Genomic DNA, 15,794 nt, shown 5'->3' on the forward strand with positions numbered 1-15,794 from the left:
GTTTGGTCGACGGAGAAGGCCTTGTTGATCGCACGAACCTCGAAAAATCATCGCCTTGGCTCATGTCTGGTAGATCCGCAAGTAGTGGATCTACCAGACATCCGGCGGGCTGAGCGGGCTGAGCGCCTTCCGGCAGGGGAGGGCTATCGGCGCGGACGCGTCGGAGCGGCCTGGGCCGCGAGCGCGGCGATAGAGTCGGATTCGCCGCCCATGTCGGGGGAGCGATCTTCGATCAACGTGTACGGACGCTCGTCGTAGCCGACGTAGAGCTGGCGTGGCCGGGCGATCTTCTGCTCGGGGTCGAGCAGACCTTCCTCCCACTGGGCGAGCCAGCCGGGCATCCGCCCGATCGCGAACAGCACCGGGAACATCTCGACCGGGAAGCCCATGGCCTGGTAGATGATGCCGGTGTAGAAGTCGACGTTGGGGTACAGCTTGCGCTTGATGAAGTACTCGTCCTCGAGCGCGATCCGTTCCAGTTCCATGGCCAGGTCGAGTAGCGGGTTCGTTCCGGTGACCTTGAACACCTCGTCGGCCACCTGCCGGATCATCCGGGCGCGTGGATCGTAGTTCTTGTATATCCGGTGCCCGAAGCCCATCAGCTTCTTCTTGCCGTCCTTCACCTTCGCGATGAAGGCGGGAATGTTCTCCACCGAACCGATGTCGGTGAGCATCCGCAGTACCTGCTCGTTGGCGCCACCGTGCAACGGGCCGTACAGTGCGGAGATCGCGGCCGCGGCCGCGGAGAAGGGGTCGGCCTGGGAGCTGCCGACCGCGCGCATCGCGTTCGTCGAACAGTTCTGCTCGTGGTCGGCGTGCAGGATGAACAGCACGTCGAGCGCGTGTTCGAGGTTCGCGTCCGGCTCGTATTTGAGCTCGGTGGCCTTCCACATCATGTTCAGGAAGTTGCCCGCGTACGACAGGTCGTTGTCCGGGTAGACGTAGGGCAGCCCGATCGAGTGCCGGTAGGAGAACGCGGCCAAGGTCGTGATTTTCGCGATCAGGCGCACGATCTGTAGGCGTCGCAGGCCCGGATCCGTTATTTCCTTCGCGTCCGGATAGAACGTCGACAGGGCGCCGACGGTCGACAACAGCATGCCCATCGGGTGCGCGTCGTGGTGGAAGCCGTCGATGAACTTCTTGATCGACTCGTGGACGAGGGTGTGGTGGGTGATTTCGTCCTCCCACACCGCCAGCTCCGTGCCTGTCGGCAGCTCACCGGCGAGCAGCAGGTAGGCGACCTCGAGGAAGCTGCTCCGCTCCGCCAGCTCCGTGATCGGAAATCCGCGGTAGCGCAGGATGCCGGCATCTCCGTCGATGAAGGTGATGGCACTGCGACAGCTCGCCGTGTTGGTGAAAGCGGGATCGTAGGTCATCAGACCGAAGTCGCCTTCGTCAACCTTTATCGACCGCAGGGCGGTGGCACGGATCGCGCCATCGGCGATCGGGATCTCATAGGTCTGACCGGTGCGGTTATCGGTGACGGTCAGGGTACTGACCTGCTCGGACATGCCGGGCTCCTCTCGCTGTAGCGATCACATCGGTGTGCGTGCGCCTTGGCTGTGGCGTCCGGGTCCGGACTGCTTGGGCCGGTTCGGCGGTAGGCAACGGTTGCCCCCAAGTCTCGCGGTTCGCGCCATCACACGCCCGCGATCGGTACCGTCCGCCCGGCGTGTCCTACAACACCCGTTACATACTGTTCAGTGTTAATGCTCCGTGTCCGTAACATGACACGGTTAGTAAGTGATTCCACTGTCTTGGGCTATGGGAGGCATACTGCCTGCGAAGGCGGGGAGGATTTTCCGTGAACAACGTTGCCGTATCGGCGCCGGTGACGTCGCCGTACCTGAGCCCGGGTGGCCGGTCCGGCGTGCCGTGGTCGGGGTTGTGCGACTGGGACGCGGTAACTGCGGGTGTGCCCAGGCATGTCACCAGTCATTAATTGTTGAAAACATGTGAAGACCAAGGAAAAGTTGTTCCACTGGCCGGTGTGCGCGATTTCCAGATACCGCGGAGTCCCCAGATACCGCGGAGTCCACTGTCGTCAACAGCTGGACCGGACCCCCGGACGACCGGACAGCGGCCAGCTGGCCGCTGTCTCGTAGCGCTTGGCGGGATCCGGACCACTCCGCAGCAGGATCAACATCTCTGCCGTCCAGGATCGACAGGAGACGTCGGCGAGTGCTGCCACCATCGGTCGCAGATCCGGCCCCGGCGCGTCCGGGGGTTCGCCAGATCGTGATGCGCCCTGCCTGCGTCCCGGATGCGATCGTGCGACGGTCGCGAGGGTCAGGTGACCACGCCAGGCCCGCGTGTCGTCGAGGCCGACCACGCCGGCCAGCTTCGCTTCCCGCGCTACAGCCGCGGCCAGCGGTGCCAGCGGTTCCTCGTCGACATCGGCGAACAGGACCCGTGATCCGAAACGGCCGCCGCCGGCAATGGTCACCGATGCCGGCGGATGCTTGCGGGCGACGTCGGCGAGCCGTTCGGTGAGATCAGGAAGGACGGCGGCCGGGACCTCGCCGAGGAAGGCGAGCGTGATGTGCCAGGTTTCGGGCGGGGCCCAACGCACCTCCGCCGCCAGCTGCCGATGGTCGGTCCGCAGCCGTCTGACGGCGGCGAGGAGCGGATCGACAACGTCAGTCGGTGGAACCAGAGCCACGAACAGTCGAGCCATAGCCAGCAGAGTCTGCGCGCCCGGCGGCTCCCGGGAAACCGACTACGGCAGAACTCATCGTGCATACCACGAAGAGGGAAATGATAGAAATCATTTTGACAAAGTTCCTTTTACATCCCCGCGTGGAGAGTTTGAGACGGAGTAGTTACGAATTACGCTCCAGGTCGCCGCGGTGGCAGGCACTATCGGGGGGTGACAACGGTTCCCGAGCTGGTGGCCTCACGCGACCCGGCAGGCGCCCGCGAATGGCGTGAGCGCCGCCGTGACGCCCGACGGCACCAGCCCGATCTTCCCGGTGCGATGGTTCTGGTGACCGATGGCAGCGACCGCACGACCGCGTCGGTCCTGCGCGACGCGGGTGTGGACGTCGTGGGCCTCCTTGCGCCCGAGCCGCTGGAATCGCTGGCCTGGGCCGCGGAGGCCGAGGCACCCAGGGCCTATGCGGATCTGGTCGCGATGCTGTCGGACGAGATCGAGTGTGTGTGCATCGAGATGACGCCGCCCGGGTCCGACGTGATCGCCCGAAGGGCCGTTGAAGCGGGGCTGCACGTGCTGCTGTCGCGGCCGATGACCGCTGACCCGCAGGCGTTGCAGGCCGTTGCCGATCTCGCCGAGGAGTCCGATCTCGCACACGTCGTTGCCATGAACGGGCGTGCCTGGCCGGCCGCCTGGCACGTGCAGGCGTCAGCATCCTCACTCGGCCGCATCACCCAGGTGACCGTGTTCGCCGCCCCAGCCGGGTCGTCCGGTCGAGCCGAGATCATGGATCTGGTCGTGCGGTGGTGTGGAGACGTGATTGCCGTTTGTGCCCATCCGGCCGCCATGCCTGCCGCGAGCCTCACCGATGCCGCGCCTGTCACCCTGGCGCTGCTGTCGTCCAGCGGCGCCACGGTGCTGGTCAACGAACGACCCGACGGCCGACTGGACACCGCCACGATCACGATCTGCGGCACGGACGGGCGGATGGTCGTGCAGGGCCGTCGTGTCCTGCGCCAGGACGCGGACGGCACGCGGGATCTGCTGATGCGCGATGTGCCGGGCGCGCGTCCCGGTCTGGTCGAGGCGACCTACGACGTCGTGCGGGTCACGGAGCTCAACGACTCCGGTCTGGTGCGCGGCGCGACCTTCCACGATCTTCTGACGATCGGCCGGCTGCTCGCCGCCGCCGACGCCTCCCGGGCCGGCGGCGGCTGGGTGGAGCTGTAGGCCGACCCGACCCCCGACCCCCGACCCTGACCGCGTCGGGTGTCCGATGCGGCGCGGCCATCACGAACCGGCCAGGGCGTCGAGGATGGGCGCGGCTCGGCTGAGGGCGGCCAGCTCGTCCGGGCTCAGCGACGCGAGCCGCTCGGCGAGCCACTCGTCGTGGCGCCGATGGTCGGCTTCAAGCAGGTCGAGGCCGGCCGCGGTGATCCCGGCAATGACCTGGCGGCCGTCGGTGGGATGCGCGCTTCGAGCAACCAGGCCGGCATCGGCGAGATGGGCGACCACCCGGGTCATCGACGGCGGCTGCACCCGTTCGTGCGCCGCGAGCTCACCAAGGGTCATGGAGCCATGTCGCTTCAGTGTCGCAAGGGCGGCGATCTGGGTGGGAGTCAGTGTGTTCGAGCGTTCCTGGCGCAACCGACGCGACAGGCGCATCACGGACAGGCGGAGGACCGACGCGAGTTGAGCTTCGGTGGCACTGTCCATCAGGTCAAGGTACCTTGTTAGCGACGCTAAGTTCCAGTGCGGTTGGACCTTCCCCGTGTCTCGTTCAGGTGCCTCGTTCAGGTGCGTGGTGGGCGGGTCAGCGCCGACCTGGTCGGTAGCTGGTCGGCAGCTGATGGTCCGTCACATGTCCCGTCGTCGCGCGGCTTCGCCGAAGGAAGCCGGACAGTCGTGCGGTCAGCCTTCGCCGGGTCGTACCGGAACGGTCCAGCCGCCGTCGACGACCAGGTCGGCTCCGGTGATGAAACCTGCCCGATCACCGGCAAGGAAGAGAACGGCCTGCGCGATGTCCTCGACAGCCCCCAGCCTTTTGACGAGCAGATTGGGCAGCCATCGTGCCTCGATCTCGCTTGTACTGGCGTCCCCGCCATGCACCATCGCAGTGTCGATCACACCGGGCAGGATGGCGTTCACCCGGATGTTCTGATCTGCGAGATCGACCGCGGCTGCTTTCGTCAGGCCTCGAAGGCCCCATTTACTGGATGTGTAGGCATGCGTTCGACCACCGGCACGTATTCCGTTGATCGACGAGATGTTCACGATCGCGCCGCCACCGGACCGCCCCATGAGCCCGCAGGCCGACTTGATACCGAGGAAGACTCCGGTGAGATTTGTTCCAACGACACGTTGAAATTCCTCGAGCGAGGTGTCGGCTATCCGGTTGAACGAGACGATGCCGGCGTTGTTCACCAGCACGTCGAGTCGACCGAAGCGCCGTTCGCACTCGGCCACCGCGCCGATCCATGCAGACTCGTCGGTGACATCCAGATGGTGATAGGTAGCCTGGCCGCCGATCTCGGCGGCCAGGTGCTGTCCCTCGGCATCGAGGATGTCGCCGATCATCACCGCAGCGCCTGCCGCCGCGAACGCACGTGCCTCAGCGGCTCCCTGGCCACGGGCTCCACCGGTGACAATGGCTACTTTGCCCTCGAATTCGCTGATGGTCGTGTTTCCTTTCAGCCCGCGCTCGCCGTGGCGCCGTTTGCCGCGAGTGCCGCGGGTACCGGCTCGATCGCGGTGCGGTTCGCGGCTTCACCGCGCTCACGCCGGGCGACCTCCTCGTGGACGAGCGGAATGAGGTGGCGGCCGTAGTCAATGGAGTCGTTGTACGGGTCGTAGCCACGGATCAACAGGGTCGTCACGCCGATGTCGACGTAGTCGAGCAGCGCCTGCGCGACGGTGTCGGGCGTTCCAACCAGCGCGGTCGAGTTGCCGGCGGCGCCGGTAGCGGCGGCGAGCGGCGTCCACAGGGCCCGGTCGTGCAGTTCGCCGGCGGCAGCCGCGGCGAGCAACCGCTGTGACCCGACGTTCTGCGGCGCCACATCGGGGCTGTAGCGCGCGCGGAACTGCCGGAAGATGCTGTTGGGCGCGTCGATGTTGGCACGCGTGGTCGTCAGGATGTGGTGGGCCCGTTCCCAGGCCAGCTCCTCGGTGGGGCCGAGGATCGGCCGGAACGACACGCTTATCCCGGGCCGGGGGCGGCCAGCCTTCGCCGCGGCCTGGTTGACCGCGGCGATCTGCTCCGCGGTCTGGGCCAACGGCTCACCCCACAGCGCGAACACGTTCGCCTGTCTGCCACCGACCCGGTAGGCCGCCGGCGACGAGCCGCCGAAGTAGAGCGGGATGTGCGGCTGCTGGACCGGACGAACGGTGGCCAGGTGGTCGTCCAGCTTGTAGTACCGGCCGTCATGGCTGAACGGTTCGGTCGACGTCCAGGCCTTTCTGACGATGTCGAGGTACTCGTCGGTACGGTCGTAGCGTTCGTCCTTGGTCAGGTAGTCGCCGTCACGCCGTTGCTCAGCGTCGTTGCCACCGGTGATGATGTGGACGGCGATCCGGCCTGCGGAGAAGTGGTCGAGGGTGGCGAAGTACCGGGCCGCCACGGTCGGGAAGACCACACCCGGCCGGTGGGCGATCAGGTAGCCCAGCCGCTCGGTGTTGGCGGCCGCGTAGGCGGCTACCTGGATGTTGTCAGGTGAGCTGGAACCGTAGCCGATGAGCACCTTGTCGAAGCCGGCGTCCTCGTGCGCTCGCGCGATCCGGCGGACATAGTCGCGGTCGACGGCCGGTCCTGATGTCTGGTGGGTCTCCGAGCCTTGGGCGGTGGAGATGAGGCCGATGAACTCGACGGGCATGGTGGAACTCCTTGCGAGCGGGGGATGGGTGTGCGAACTGGGTGCGAGCTGAATGCGAGCGGCGAGGGGTCTACGAACAGCCGTCGACGTCCGAGCCATTGGTCAGGACCGGTCCGGCCCATTGCAGGCCCGCAAGGTTGACCACGATCGCTTCCTGGGTGCTTCGAGCGATCACGACGATGGCCTCGATGTCGGGGTCGGGGTTCTCCTCGCGATGGGGGATCCACGGCGGCACGAAGATGAAGTCGCCGGGTGAGGTCCGCACGCGAACCTCCCGCCCGGCGCTCGGCCCCGGTTCCCCGTCGAGGTTCTGGTCCAGGAAGACGAACTGCGGGTGGCCACTCACCACGTAGATCGCTGTCTCGGAGTCGCCGTGGTGATGGTCGCCGGATGCGGTCGCCGGGGCGACATGGACCTGCCCCATCCACAGTGTGGACGAGCCGACGGTCGTGCCGCTGATAGCTGAGAACCGGAGCATTCCGCCGGTCTGCGCGGTGTCCGGGCACAGGTTCGCCTGGGTGATCTGGTGGAGCCGGCGGTGGAAGGGATCCACATCGCCGAAGTCGGGTGGGCCGAATTCGGGTGGGCCGAATGCGGGTGCACGCTCGGCGGTCATGACTCGTTCGTGCCCCGATGCGGGTCATGGGTGACCCCGAGCCAGGCGAGCAGTTCGGCCCGTAGTTCGACGAAGGCCGGGTCGGTGACGCTTCGGGGTCTGGGCAGGGTGACGTCAATGCTGTGGGCGATCACTCCATCTTTCATGATCATCGCACGGTCGGCCAGCAGGAGCGTTTCCTCGACATCGTGCGTGACCAGCAGGATCGCCGGGTTGTGGCGCTGCCAGAGCTGTTCGACAAGGCTTTGGGCCTTGATCCGGGTAAGGGCGTCGAGAGCGCCGAACGGCTCGTCCAGCAGCATCAGCTCAGGATCACGCACCAACGCCCGAGCCAGCGACGCCCGCTGTGCCTCGCCGCCGGACAGCGTCTTGGGCCAGGCCTCGGCGCGGTGGGCCAGGCCCACTTCTTCCAGCGCCGCGATCGCGCGGGCCTTGTCCGGTCGTCCGGGCAGGCCGAGGATGACGTTGCGCCATACGCGTTTCCAGGGCAGCAGGCGCGGTGCCTGGAAGGCCACGGCTCGCCGGGACGCCACCCGGACGTCCCCGCTGATCTCGGTGTCGAGGTCGGCCAGGATGCGCAGCAGCGTGCTCTTCCCGCAGCCACTCGCGCCGAGCAGCGCGACGAACTGTCCGACCGGTACATCCAGGTCGAGGCTTTCGATCACAGTGTTGGTACCGAAGGCGCGTCGTAGGTTGCGGACCCCTACCGCGAGTGGGGTGCCCTCCGGTGCTGTCGTACGGGGCGGAGCGGGAGCGGCGGGAGCGAGCAGCGTGCTCACGCTCCGCTGAAGGCTGGTCGCCACGACAGCAGCACCCTTTCGAGAAGTCGGACGAAGGCGTCGACGGCGAGCCCGAGGAAGGCGTAGACCACGAGGCAGACCACGATGATGTCGGTCCGCTGGTACTCCTGGGCGTCGTTCATGAGCTGGCCGAGGCCGCGGTTGGCGTTGACCTGTTCGGCGAAGATGAGCGCCAGCCATGCGATGGCCAGGGAGAAGCGGATGCCGACCAGGACGTTGGGCAGCGCACCCGGCAGGATGACGTGTCGGATCAGGCCCAACCTGCCCAGCCCGACCGTGCGCGCGGCCTCGACCAGGTTGGAGTCGACGTTGCGGATGCCGGCGTAGGTGTTGAGGTAGAGCGGGAAGGCGACACCGAAGGCGATCAGAGCGATCTTCGGCGTCTCACCGATGCCGAACCAGATGATGAACAGCGGGATGAGACCGATGAACGGCACTGTCCGGATCATCTGCACCGCCGCGTCGATGAGATCCTCACCGAGCCGGAACAAACCGGCCAGCAGCGCCAGGAAGATCCCGACGGACCCGCCGAGCAGCAGGCCGCTGCCGACCCGTTGCAGCGACACTCCGATCGCCTTTGGAAGATCTCCGTTGCTGACGAGATCGCCGAATGTGGTGACCACCGTCCATGGGGAGGCGAGCAGTTCGGTGGACGTACTGCCGCTCCAACTCGCGATCTGCCACAACACCAGCAAAAACAGCGGGCCTACCGGCCGGCGGATCCACCGGGGCACACCGCGCCGCCCGGCGGTTGACGGGGTGACCGTGACCAACGTCGGGGTGGATGCGGACGATGCGCCGGTGGCTGGCGCGTGCGGGACGTCTGCCGCAGTCGGGCCGGGCGCTCGTGCCGCCGCGTCCTTCTCGACAGGAAGTGTCTGGGTTGTCACAGGTTCTCCGCGGTGATTGGGGCTGGCGTTCGCCAAAGGCGGCGCGATCGTTGTTCCTGTGCGCCGCCGGCGGCGCAGGGGCTGGCGTTCGCCAAACGCGGCGGGCGGGATGGCGGCATGAGTCGCGGACGATCCGCCGGGACCCGATGTTTGTCCCGGTCAATTCGGGTGATTTTTGATCACACTGCGTGCTTGCGGAGTACCTGTGCAGGTGGGTGCGGCGCTCCGCGTCACATGTCGGTCAGTAGGCCGGACATGCGGCGGACTTCACCCGGAGAAGGTCGATGTGACCCCGGGTAACAAGAAACGCCGACTTCAACATGAGATCAACGGAATCACACGGCTTCTACCTGCGTCAACCGGCTAGGTAGTGTGACGCATATTACTTTCCCACTACTTGACTGAACAAGGTGTTAATACGCAGAGTGCTGTTTCGTGCCTGCTGAGACGATCCTGACGCGGCGCCGCTGCGTGGATTACGCCCGGGCCTGGAGCAGCCGCTGTCGATGACCGCCCCAGGTTCCCCCGTGACCCCGGGCGAGGGTGTTCGTGCCCCTACCTCATCGGCGCTCCATTGGTTGTCCATTGATCGTCTGACTTTCCGTGACTGAAATTCCCGGTGACCAGGAGGGCGTGGATGCGCTCCTCGGCTCCGGTCATCCACTATTGATCATTTCTATCCCGTCCGTCACAGCCCGTACCGGTTCCGGACGGGAAATACCCGCGCCTCGGAGTTGCCTGATGTCACGCTTGTTCATCCATGTCAGACCCAGACCCCGGCTGCTCGCGGGCGTCACCGCACTCGTGGCCGTGTCGCTGCTGGCCGCCTGCGGTGGAGGGTCCGACTCCGCGAGCCCGAAGGCTGCCGTGACCAGCGCCAAGGTTGATCTTTCCGGGGTGACTCTTCGCGTTGCCGACCAGGTCGGTCAGACCAAGGCGATTCTCGAGGCGGCCGGTGTTCTGAAGGACGCTCCGTATAAGATCGAATGGTCGGACTTCTCGGCAGCCGCCCCGCTGCTACAGGCACTGCGGGCGAACGCCGTGGACATCGGCCCTGCGGGTGATGCACCCACCCTCAATGCGATCGGTGCCGGCGCGCCCTTGAAGATCGTCGGCGTGACCCGAAGCTCTGCCAGGGCAGTCGCGGTGCTTGTCCCGAAGGACTCGCCGATCCACACCGTCGCGGACCTCAAGGGCAAGACCGTCTCGCCGACCACGAAGGGCAGCGTCGGGCACTATCTGTTGCTCGGTGCCCTCAAGGAAGCGGGGCTGCGCCCGGACGACGTCACGATCTCCTTTCTGACTCCGCAGGCCGCCAGCGCCGCGTTCGATTCCAAGCAGATCGACGCATGGACGACCTGGGACCCATATGTCGCGCTTGCGGAACAGAAGGGCGCACACATCATCCGCGACGGGGTCGGCATCAGCTCCGGGCTCGGGTTCACCGTCGCGTCGGACCAGGCAGCCGGGGATAGCGCCAAGCGCGCAGCCATCGCGGACTTCCTGGCCCGCCAGACCAAGGCGTTCGACTGGTCCAATACCAACAAAGCGGACTTCGCCGCGTTGTTCGCCTCGTTGACCAAACTGCCAGAGCCGGTGGCCACGGTGGTGGCCAACCGCCGCACGGTGGAATCTCCCCCGATCGACGACGTAATTATCAAGAAACTGCAGGAGACGGCGGATGTGTACACCGAAGCCGGCGTGATCGATCACAAGCTGGATGTCGCCCCGTACTTCGTCCGCTCGCTGACTTCCTGACCGGTCGTTACTGCCTGTCACATCTGCTCCACCAAAACCATGGAGGCTGGTCATGCCGCAGACCTTTCCGCGCATCGTCGTGCTGACCGGGAACCCACGTCCAGCCTCCCGGACGCGTGCGGTCGCCCGGGCCGTCGCCCAACGGATTTCGCACGGACTCGCCGCCGACCCGGCTTTCGACGCACGACCGACCGCACGCCCCGAAGACATCGACATCGACATCGACATCGACATCGACCTGGCCCTGATCGCCCAGGATCTGTTCGCCGACACCCATGGTTCGGCCGCCACCGCGCTGGAGTCCACGCGGGCGGCGGGCGTGCTCGTGGTGGCCACGCCGGTCTACAAGGGTAGCTACACGGGTCTGCTCAAGGTGTTCCTCGATCTGTTGCCCTCAGGTGGTCTGACCGGAGTAGTCGCCGTGCCGGTGATTCTCGCGGCCGCGCCGGCGCATCAGGCCGTCGCCGAGCTGCACCTGCGTCCGGTCCTCGCCGAACTCGGTGCGACCGTTCCCACGCCGGCATTCTCGATCGTCGAGGCTCAGCTGTTCGACCTCGGTGCCGAGGTCGAGGGCTGGGTCACGGCGAACAGCCGGCTGGTCCGGGCCTCGGCCGCGGTGCTCGCCACCACATCGGCGGCCACCGAAGCGGAGCTCGCCACGGAAGCGGAGCTCGCGCGATGAGCCACCCCGCCCGACACCCCGCCGACCCTGGATCGGACGAGCACGGTGTGGCGCAAGCCCCGGTCGTCCGGCTCCTGGCTGCCCCTCCCGCAGGTACTTCCGCGAAGGATCAAGTCGGCGCGGGCGTCGATCGCGACACCTACCGAAGGGTCTTCCGTCGGCACGCGGCCGGGGTCACGGTGGTGACCCTGGACGGCCCATCCGGGCCGGTCGGCTTCACCGCGACTTCCGTTGTGTCGCTGTCGCTCGAACCGCCACTGATATCACTGTCGGTGTCATCGGTCTCGTCAAGCTGGCCGGCGTTGCTCCACGCCGACACCGTGGTCGTGCACCTGCTGTCCGACGGCCAGGCCGACACCGCCCAACGCTTCGCGGCCAAGGGCGTCGACCGGTTCGCTGCGCCCACCAACTGGACACGGTTGCCGACCGGTGAGCCGCTGCTGGTCGAGGTAGCGGCCTGGGTGCGGGCCCGGCTCGAACATCGGATAGACACCGGCGACCACCGTCTGCTGGTGGCCCGCGTGTTGCAGGCGCACGTCGAGAAGGACGACGCGCCGCCGCTGATCTATCACAACGGTCGCTACGGGACTCTTGGCACAAATAATTTCCGATGAGTCACCGGGGCCGTTGAAGCGAATGTATGCGAACCATCTTGTCCAGTCTTATCTGGGGGCGAAAGCGTGAATCACAAGAAAGCAGGGCGAATATCTGCTGAACGGCATGGATTTCGCTTCAGTGCTGTTTCGGCGGTGATTGCAGCGTTCGTCCTGACGGCTACCGCGGTCGCCTGCGGGGGGAGTTCGGGTACGTCCACCACCGCTGCCGCGAGTGCAACGGGCACGCCGGATCTCAGTGGCGTGACGCTGCGAGTCGGTGAGACCGGGTATCAGCGGCAGCGACTCTATCTGGAGGCCGCGGGTCTGGCGAACACGCCGTACAAGGTCGAGTACGCGACGTTTGACAGCGGCACTCTCCAGCTCCAGGCGATAGCCGCCGGGAATCTGGACCTGGCGCAATCGAGCGAGATCCCGCCCATCTTCGCCAGCCAGTCGGCGGGTGGCGGCAATTTCAGGGTCGTAGCGGTGATGCAGGCGACGACTCTGCTGCAGGAGGTGCTCATCCCCAAGGGGTCGTCACTCAAGAGCATCGCCGACCTGAAGGGGAAGAAGGTCGGGTACGTCGCCAGCACGACCGCCCACTACTTTCTTTTCAAACTGCTGGAGCAGGCGGGCCTGGGCTGGAACGACATCCAGCCGGTGAAGCTCACCGTTCCCGACGGTGTCACCGCGCTTCTGTCGGGCAACGTCGACGCATTGGCCACCTATGGCAATGCGGTCATCACCGCCAAGCAGCGCGGTGCGACGACGTTGGGTAGCGGCGAGAAGATTCTTTCTGGTAACTACGCCTACGAGGCCACACCGAAGGCGATCGCAGACCAGGCCGTGCACGCCGCCATCGCAGACTTCCTCGGCCGGCAGCAGAAGGCCTACGCATGGTCCCGGGCGCACCCCGACGACTGGGCGAAGATCACCGCCGAGCAGACGAAGCAACCGGTGGCCCAGGCGTTGGAAACCTTCAACAACGGCGAAGCGCAGCGGCCGACCAGGCTCGTCCCCACCTCACCGGCCACCACAGCCTCGGCACAGGATGTCGCGGACGTCTTCATCAAGGCGGAGTTGCTGAAGTCCAAGGTGAACGTGGCCGACTACTTCAGCACGGCGTTCAACGCCGAGATCGAGAAATTCGGCACCTGACGCCGGCAAACCATGTTCTTCCACCGGAGGGTCACCCATGTCGAGTCCCGGCGCGTCGGCGTCCGTTGTTCCACCCCGTCAGGACCTGTTGGCCGATCTGGCCGCGGAGTTCGCCACGACCGCGGCCGAACACGACCGGACGGGGACCTTCCCGGCCGCGAACCTTGTGCGGCTGCATGAGGCGGGGCTGGTCGGGCTCACCGTTCCGGTCGCCTACGGTGGTGAGGACGCGGATCTTTCGACCGTGGTCGACGTGCTCGGCACGATCGCCCGTGGCGACCCCGCGACCGCGCTCGTCCTCGCGATGACCTATCTGGCCCACGCGCGTCCGAGCCGCAGCGCGGGATGGCCCGAGCCGGCGTACGCGCGGGTCGCGCGTTCCACCGTGGCGGAGGGTGCGATGGTCAACCATCTGCGGGTGGAGCCCGACCTCGGCACCCCCGCACGTGGTGGGCTGCCGGCCACGACGGCCCGCTGGACCGGGGACGGCTGGGAGCTCACCGGTCACAAGATCTATTCGACCGGTGCGCCGGTGCTGCGCTGGATGCTGGTGTGGGCGGCGACCGACCCCGCCGCCGACCCCGCCGGGCCGGCGTCCGCTGAACCACGGGTAGGAAACTTCCTGGTACCGGCCGACGCGGCGGGCATCGAGATCGTCCGTACGTGGGACCACCTCGGGATGCGGGCGACCGAAAGCCATGACGTGGTCTTTGACCGGGTCCGTCTGAGCGCCGACGCCGGGTTGGGGCTCAGGCCGGTCAGCGCGTTGCGCGACCTGACGATCGACCCCTCGATCGTCGCCTGGGGTGGCCTGGCGATCTCCACGATCTATCTCGGCGTCGCAGAGGCCGCCCGCGACTGGCTCGTCGGTTTTCTGCATGAGCGGGTGCCGTCCAACCTGGGTAAGCCCTTGGCGAGCCTGCCACGCTTCCAAGCCGCCGTCGGCGAGATCGACGTCACGCTGACGACAGCCCGGGTGCTGGTCGAAACGACCGCGAATGGGGTTGATGCCGGGGATGCGGCTGCCGCCGCCCGCGCGAACGCGGTGAAGTCGACGGTCACGAATGCGGCGATCCGCGCGGTCGGCGCGGCGGTCGCATTGATTGGAAATCCCGGCCTGACCCGCGCGAACCCGTTGGAGCGTAATTATCGAAACGTGCTCTGTGGACGCGTGCACACCCCGCAGGACGATGCCGTCCACGCCGCGGCCGGCCGAGCCCTGCTGGCCCGTTAAACGCACATTTCGTTCGGCAGAGAGGACCAGACGATGAGCATCAGTACCGAGAACATCGGCACGGACAACATCAGTGGCGAGAACATCAGTGGCGAGAACATCAGCATCTTCACGGACGCGCGGGCAGCGGGCTCGTCGGACCGATCGAGCTGGGACCAGTCGAACATCGTCGCGCCCGCGGTCGGTGGACCCTGGCCGCGGCCAGAAGCGGAACGGACCGTCGTCGAGGAACGCCTGTACCGCAAGCAGCGGCTCGCCGGCGCCTACCGGATCTTCGGTCAGCTGGGTCTGGGCGAAGGACTGCCGGGCCACATCACCGCGCGTGACCCGGAGCTGCCCGGCCACTTCTGGGTCAACCGTCTCGGCATCGACTTCCGGCGGATCACCGTGTCCAGTCTGCTGTTGGTCAACGACGTCGGTGAGATCGTCGAAGGGACCGGGCCGCTGAACACGGCCGCGTTCGCCATCCACTCCCAGATCCACGCGGCCCGCCCGGACGTCGTCGCCGCCGCACACACGCACGCCCTGTACGGCAAGGCGCTGTCGGCCATCGGTGAACCGCTGCACCCGATCAGCCAGGACGCCTGCGCCTTCTTCGAGGATCATGTGATCTTCGCAGATTTCAACGGCGTGGTGCTCAGCCCGGACGAGGGACGTCGCATCGCCGAGACACTCGGTGGGCGCAAACTCGCGATCCTCGCGAACCACGGGTTGCTGTCGGTCGGTACCTCGGTGGAATCGGCCGCCTACTGGTTCATCGCTGCGGAACGCGCGGCCAAGGCACAGCTCATCGCCTCGGCCGCCGGCACGTTGCGGATTCTCGACGACGAGACGGCCCGGCTCACCGCCGGCCAGCTCTCCAGCGAGACGGGCGCCCGCTGGTCGTTTGAGGCGCTATACCAGATCATCGTCGAGGAACAGCCCGACCTGCTGGACTGAGCATCCCGGATTGCCACAAGATCGGCGTGAGTTTGTCGGACGGTACGCTTTCGGGCCTGATACGCGTACCTAGCGACAAACTCGCGCAGATCATGATTCGGGCGTGTAGATCATGATCTGGATGGCTCGCGGCCCGGGGAGTTCGTGCGGAGCGGCGGGTAGCGTCAGCAGATATGAGCGTGACCCCGCCGGCTGGACGCCGGGAGCTGGAACCGTTGCCCTATGACGGTGTGGCGTCAGTGACTGTCGGTACGATTCTGTGGCTGGTCGCCCTGGTGGTGCTGCTGCCGTTCTGGAACAGCCTGCGGGCGGACGGCCACCTGTGGTGGATCGCGACTGCGGCCCTCGGCGCGACGCTCGGCCTGCTGGGTATCGCGGTCACATCCCGCCGCCGCAACCACCTGCGGCGACGGACCGAAGCTGGCAGCACATCCCGGCAGGCCGCCGACGCGACGTGACTCGCGTCGGGAGAGTGGCATTGATATCTCACAGTCGGTGCGGATTGAAGGCCAGGATGAACCAGTCGGCAACTTCGCAGGAAAGATCCTTGAGATCGAGTGCTTTACGCGCACCGATGTCCTCGTTCTCACCGCTGTCTC

Annotated in this window: 16 protein-coding genes; 8 read left to right on the forward strand and 8 right to left on the reverse strand. The window is 66.5% G+C overall.

What is annotated here, in order from left to right:
- Window positions 1-143 precede the first annotated feature (143 nt).
- Both U9979_RS00790 and thpR read right to left on the reverse strand, forming a co-directional pair.
- Window positions 144-1,511 (reverse strand): citrate synthase, encoded by a 1,368-nt coding sequence (locus U9979_RS00790; protein WP_322750703.1) that lies wholly within the window; start codon window positions 1,509-1,511, stop codon window positions 144-146.
- Window positions 1,512-2,044: 533 nt separating this feature from the next.
- Entirely contained in the window at window positions 2,045-2,677 is a 633-nt protein-coding gene (gene thpR, locus U9979_RS00795) for an RNA 2',3'-cyclic phosphodiesterase (protein ID WP_322777838.1), read from the reverse strand.
- 192 nt (window positions 2,678-2,869) lie between these two features.
- Between thpR and U9979_RS00800 the strand changes: the two genes are divergently transcribed.
- Entirely contained in the window at window positions 2,870-3,883 is a 1,014-nt protein-coding gene (locus U9979_RS00800; protein WP_322750701.1) for a Gfo/Idh/MocA family oxidoreductase, read from the forward strand.
- Between the two features lie 60 nt (window positions 3,884-3,943).
- Here U9979_RS00800 and U9979_RS00805 read toward each other — a convergent pair whose 3' ends face one another.
- The 6 genes from U9979_RS00805 to U9979_RS00830 all read right to left on the reverse strand — a co-directional run bounded on the left by U9979_RS00805 (window position 3,944) and on the right by U9979_RS00830 (window position 8,828).
- Window positions 3,944-4,369: a MarR family transcriptional regulator gene (locus U9979_RS00805; protein WP_322769952.1), complete on the reverse strand. Its 426-nt coding sequence runs from the start codon at window positions 4,367-4,369 to the stop codon at window positions 3,944-3,946.
- A gap of 195 nt (window positions 4,370-4,564) precedes the next feature.
- On the reverse strand, window positions 4,565-5,347 hold the full coding sequence (locus U9979_RS00810) for a glucose 1-dehydrogenase (RefSeq protein WP_322777850.1): 783 nt from the start codon (window positions 5,345-5,347) through the stop codon (window positions 4,565-4,567).
- Window positions 5,344-6,522 carry an LLM class flavin-dependent oxidoreductase gene (locus U9979_RS00815; RefSeq protein WP_322777839.1) on the reverse strand — a complete coding sequence of 393 codons (1,179 nt, stop codon included), beginning with the start codon at window positions 6,520-6,522 and terminating at the stop codon, window positions 5,344-5,346. Before U9979_RS00815 ends, U9979_RS00810 begins: the two co-directional genes overlap by 4 nt.
- A 70-nt stretch (window positions 6,523-6,592) precedes the next feature.
- The gene (locus tag U9979_RS00820) at window positions 6,593-7,138 is read right to left on the reverse strand and encodes a cupin domain-containing protein (protein WP_322777840.1); all 546 of its coding nucleotides are present in this window, start codon (window positions 7,136-7,138) and stop codon (window positions 6,593-6,595) included.
- The gene (locus U9979_RS00825) at window positions 7,135-7,941 is read right to left on the reverse strand and encodes an ABC transporter ATP-binding protein (protein ID WP_416219117.1); all 807 of its coding nucleotides are present in this window, start codon (window positions 7,939-7,941) and stop codon (window positions 7,135-7,137) included. Before U9979_RS00825 ends, U9979_RS00820 begins: the two co-directional genes overlap by 4 nt.
- Window positions 7,914-8,828, reverse strand: coding sequence for an ABC transporter permease (locus U9979_RS00830; RefSeq protein ID WP_322777841.1), 915 nt, complete (start codon window positions 8,826-8,828; stop codon window positions 7,914-7,916). Before U9979_RS00830 ends, U9979_RS00825 begins: the two co-directional genes overlap by 28 nt.
- Before the next feature lie 741 nt (window positions 8,829-9,569).
- On the opposite strand from U9979_RS00830, the gene U9979_RS00835 reads away from it, so the two are divergent.
- From U9979_RS00835 to U9979_RS00865, 7 genes are all read left to right on the forward strand, one after another.
- The gene (locus U9979_RS00835) at window positions 9,570-10,586 is read left to right on the forward strand and encodes an ABC transporter substrate-binding protein (RefSeq protein WP_322777842.1); all 1,017 of its coding nucleotides are present in this window, start codon (window positions 9,570-9,572) and stop codon (window positions 10,584-10,586) included.
- A 52-nt stretch (window positions 10,587-10,638) separates the two neighbouring features.
- Window positions 10,639-11,268 carry an NADPH-dependent FMN reductase gene (locus U9979_RS00840; RefSeq protein ID WP_322777843.1) on the forward strand — a complete coding sequence of 210 codons (630 nt, stop codon included), beginning with the start codon at window positions 10,639-10,641 and terminating at the stop codon, window positions 11,266-11,268.
- Window positions 11,265-11,882: a flavin reductase family protein gene (locus U9979_RS00845; RefSeq protein WP_322777844.1), complete on the forward strand. Its 618-nt coding sequence runs from the start codon at window positions 11,265-11,267 to the stop codon at window positions 11,880-11,882. Before U9979_RS00840 ends, U9979_RS00845 begins: the two co-directional genes overlap by 4 nt.
- Before the next feature lie 135 nt (window positions 11,883-12,017).
- Window positions 12,018-13,022 carry an ABC transporter substrate-binding protein gene (locus U9979_RS00850; protein ID WP_322777845.1) on the forward strand — a complete coding sequence of 335 codons (1,005 nt, stop codon included), beginning with the start codon at window positions 12,018-12,020 and terminating at the stop codon, window positions 13,020-13,022.
- Between the two features lie 37 nt (window positions 13,023-13,059).
- On the forward strand, window positions 13,060-14,256 hold the full coding sequence (locus U9979_RS00855) for an acyl-CoA dehydrogenase family protein (protein ID WP_322777846.1): 1,197 nt from the start codon (window positions 13,060-13,062) through the stop codon (window positions 14,254-14,256).
- 33 nt (window positions 14,257-14,289) lie between these two features.
- On the forward strand, window positions 14,290-15,195 hold the full coding sequence (locus tag U9979_RS00860; RefSeq protein ID WP_322777847.1) for a class II aldolase/adducin family protein: 906 nt from the start codon (window positions 14,290-14,292) through the stop codon (window positions 15,193-15,195).
- Between the two features lie 179 nt (window positions 15,196-15,374).
- On the forward strand, window positions 15,375-15,653 hold the full coding sequence (locus U9979_RS00865; RefSeq protein ID WP_416219120.1) for a DUF2530 domain-containing protein: 279 nt from the start codon (window positions 15,375-15,377) through the stop codon (window positions 15,651-15,653).
- Window positions 15,654-15,794: the final 141 nt, after the last annotated feature.

The sequence above is a fragment of the Protofrankia sp. Cas4 genome (genome assembly GCF_963555915.1).
GTDB lineage: Bacteria > Actinomycetota > Actinomycetes > Frankiales > Frankiaceae > Protofrankia.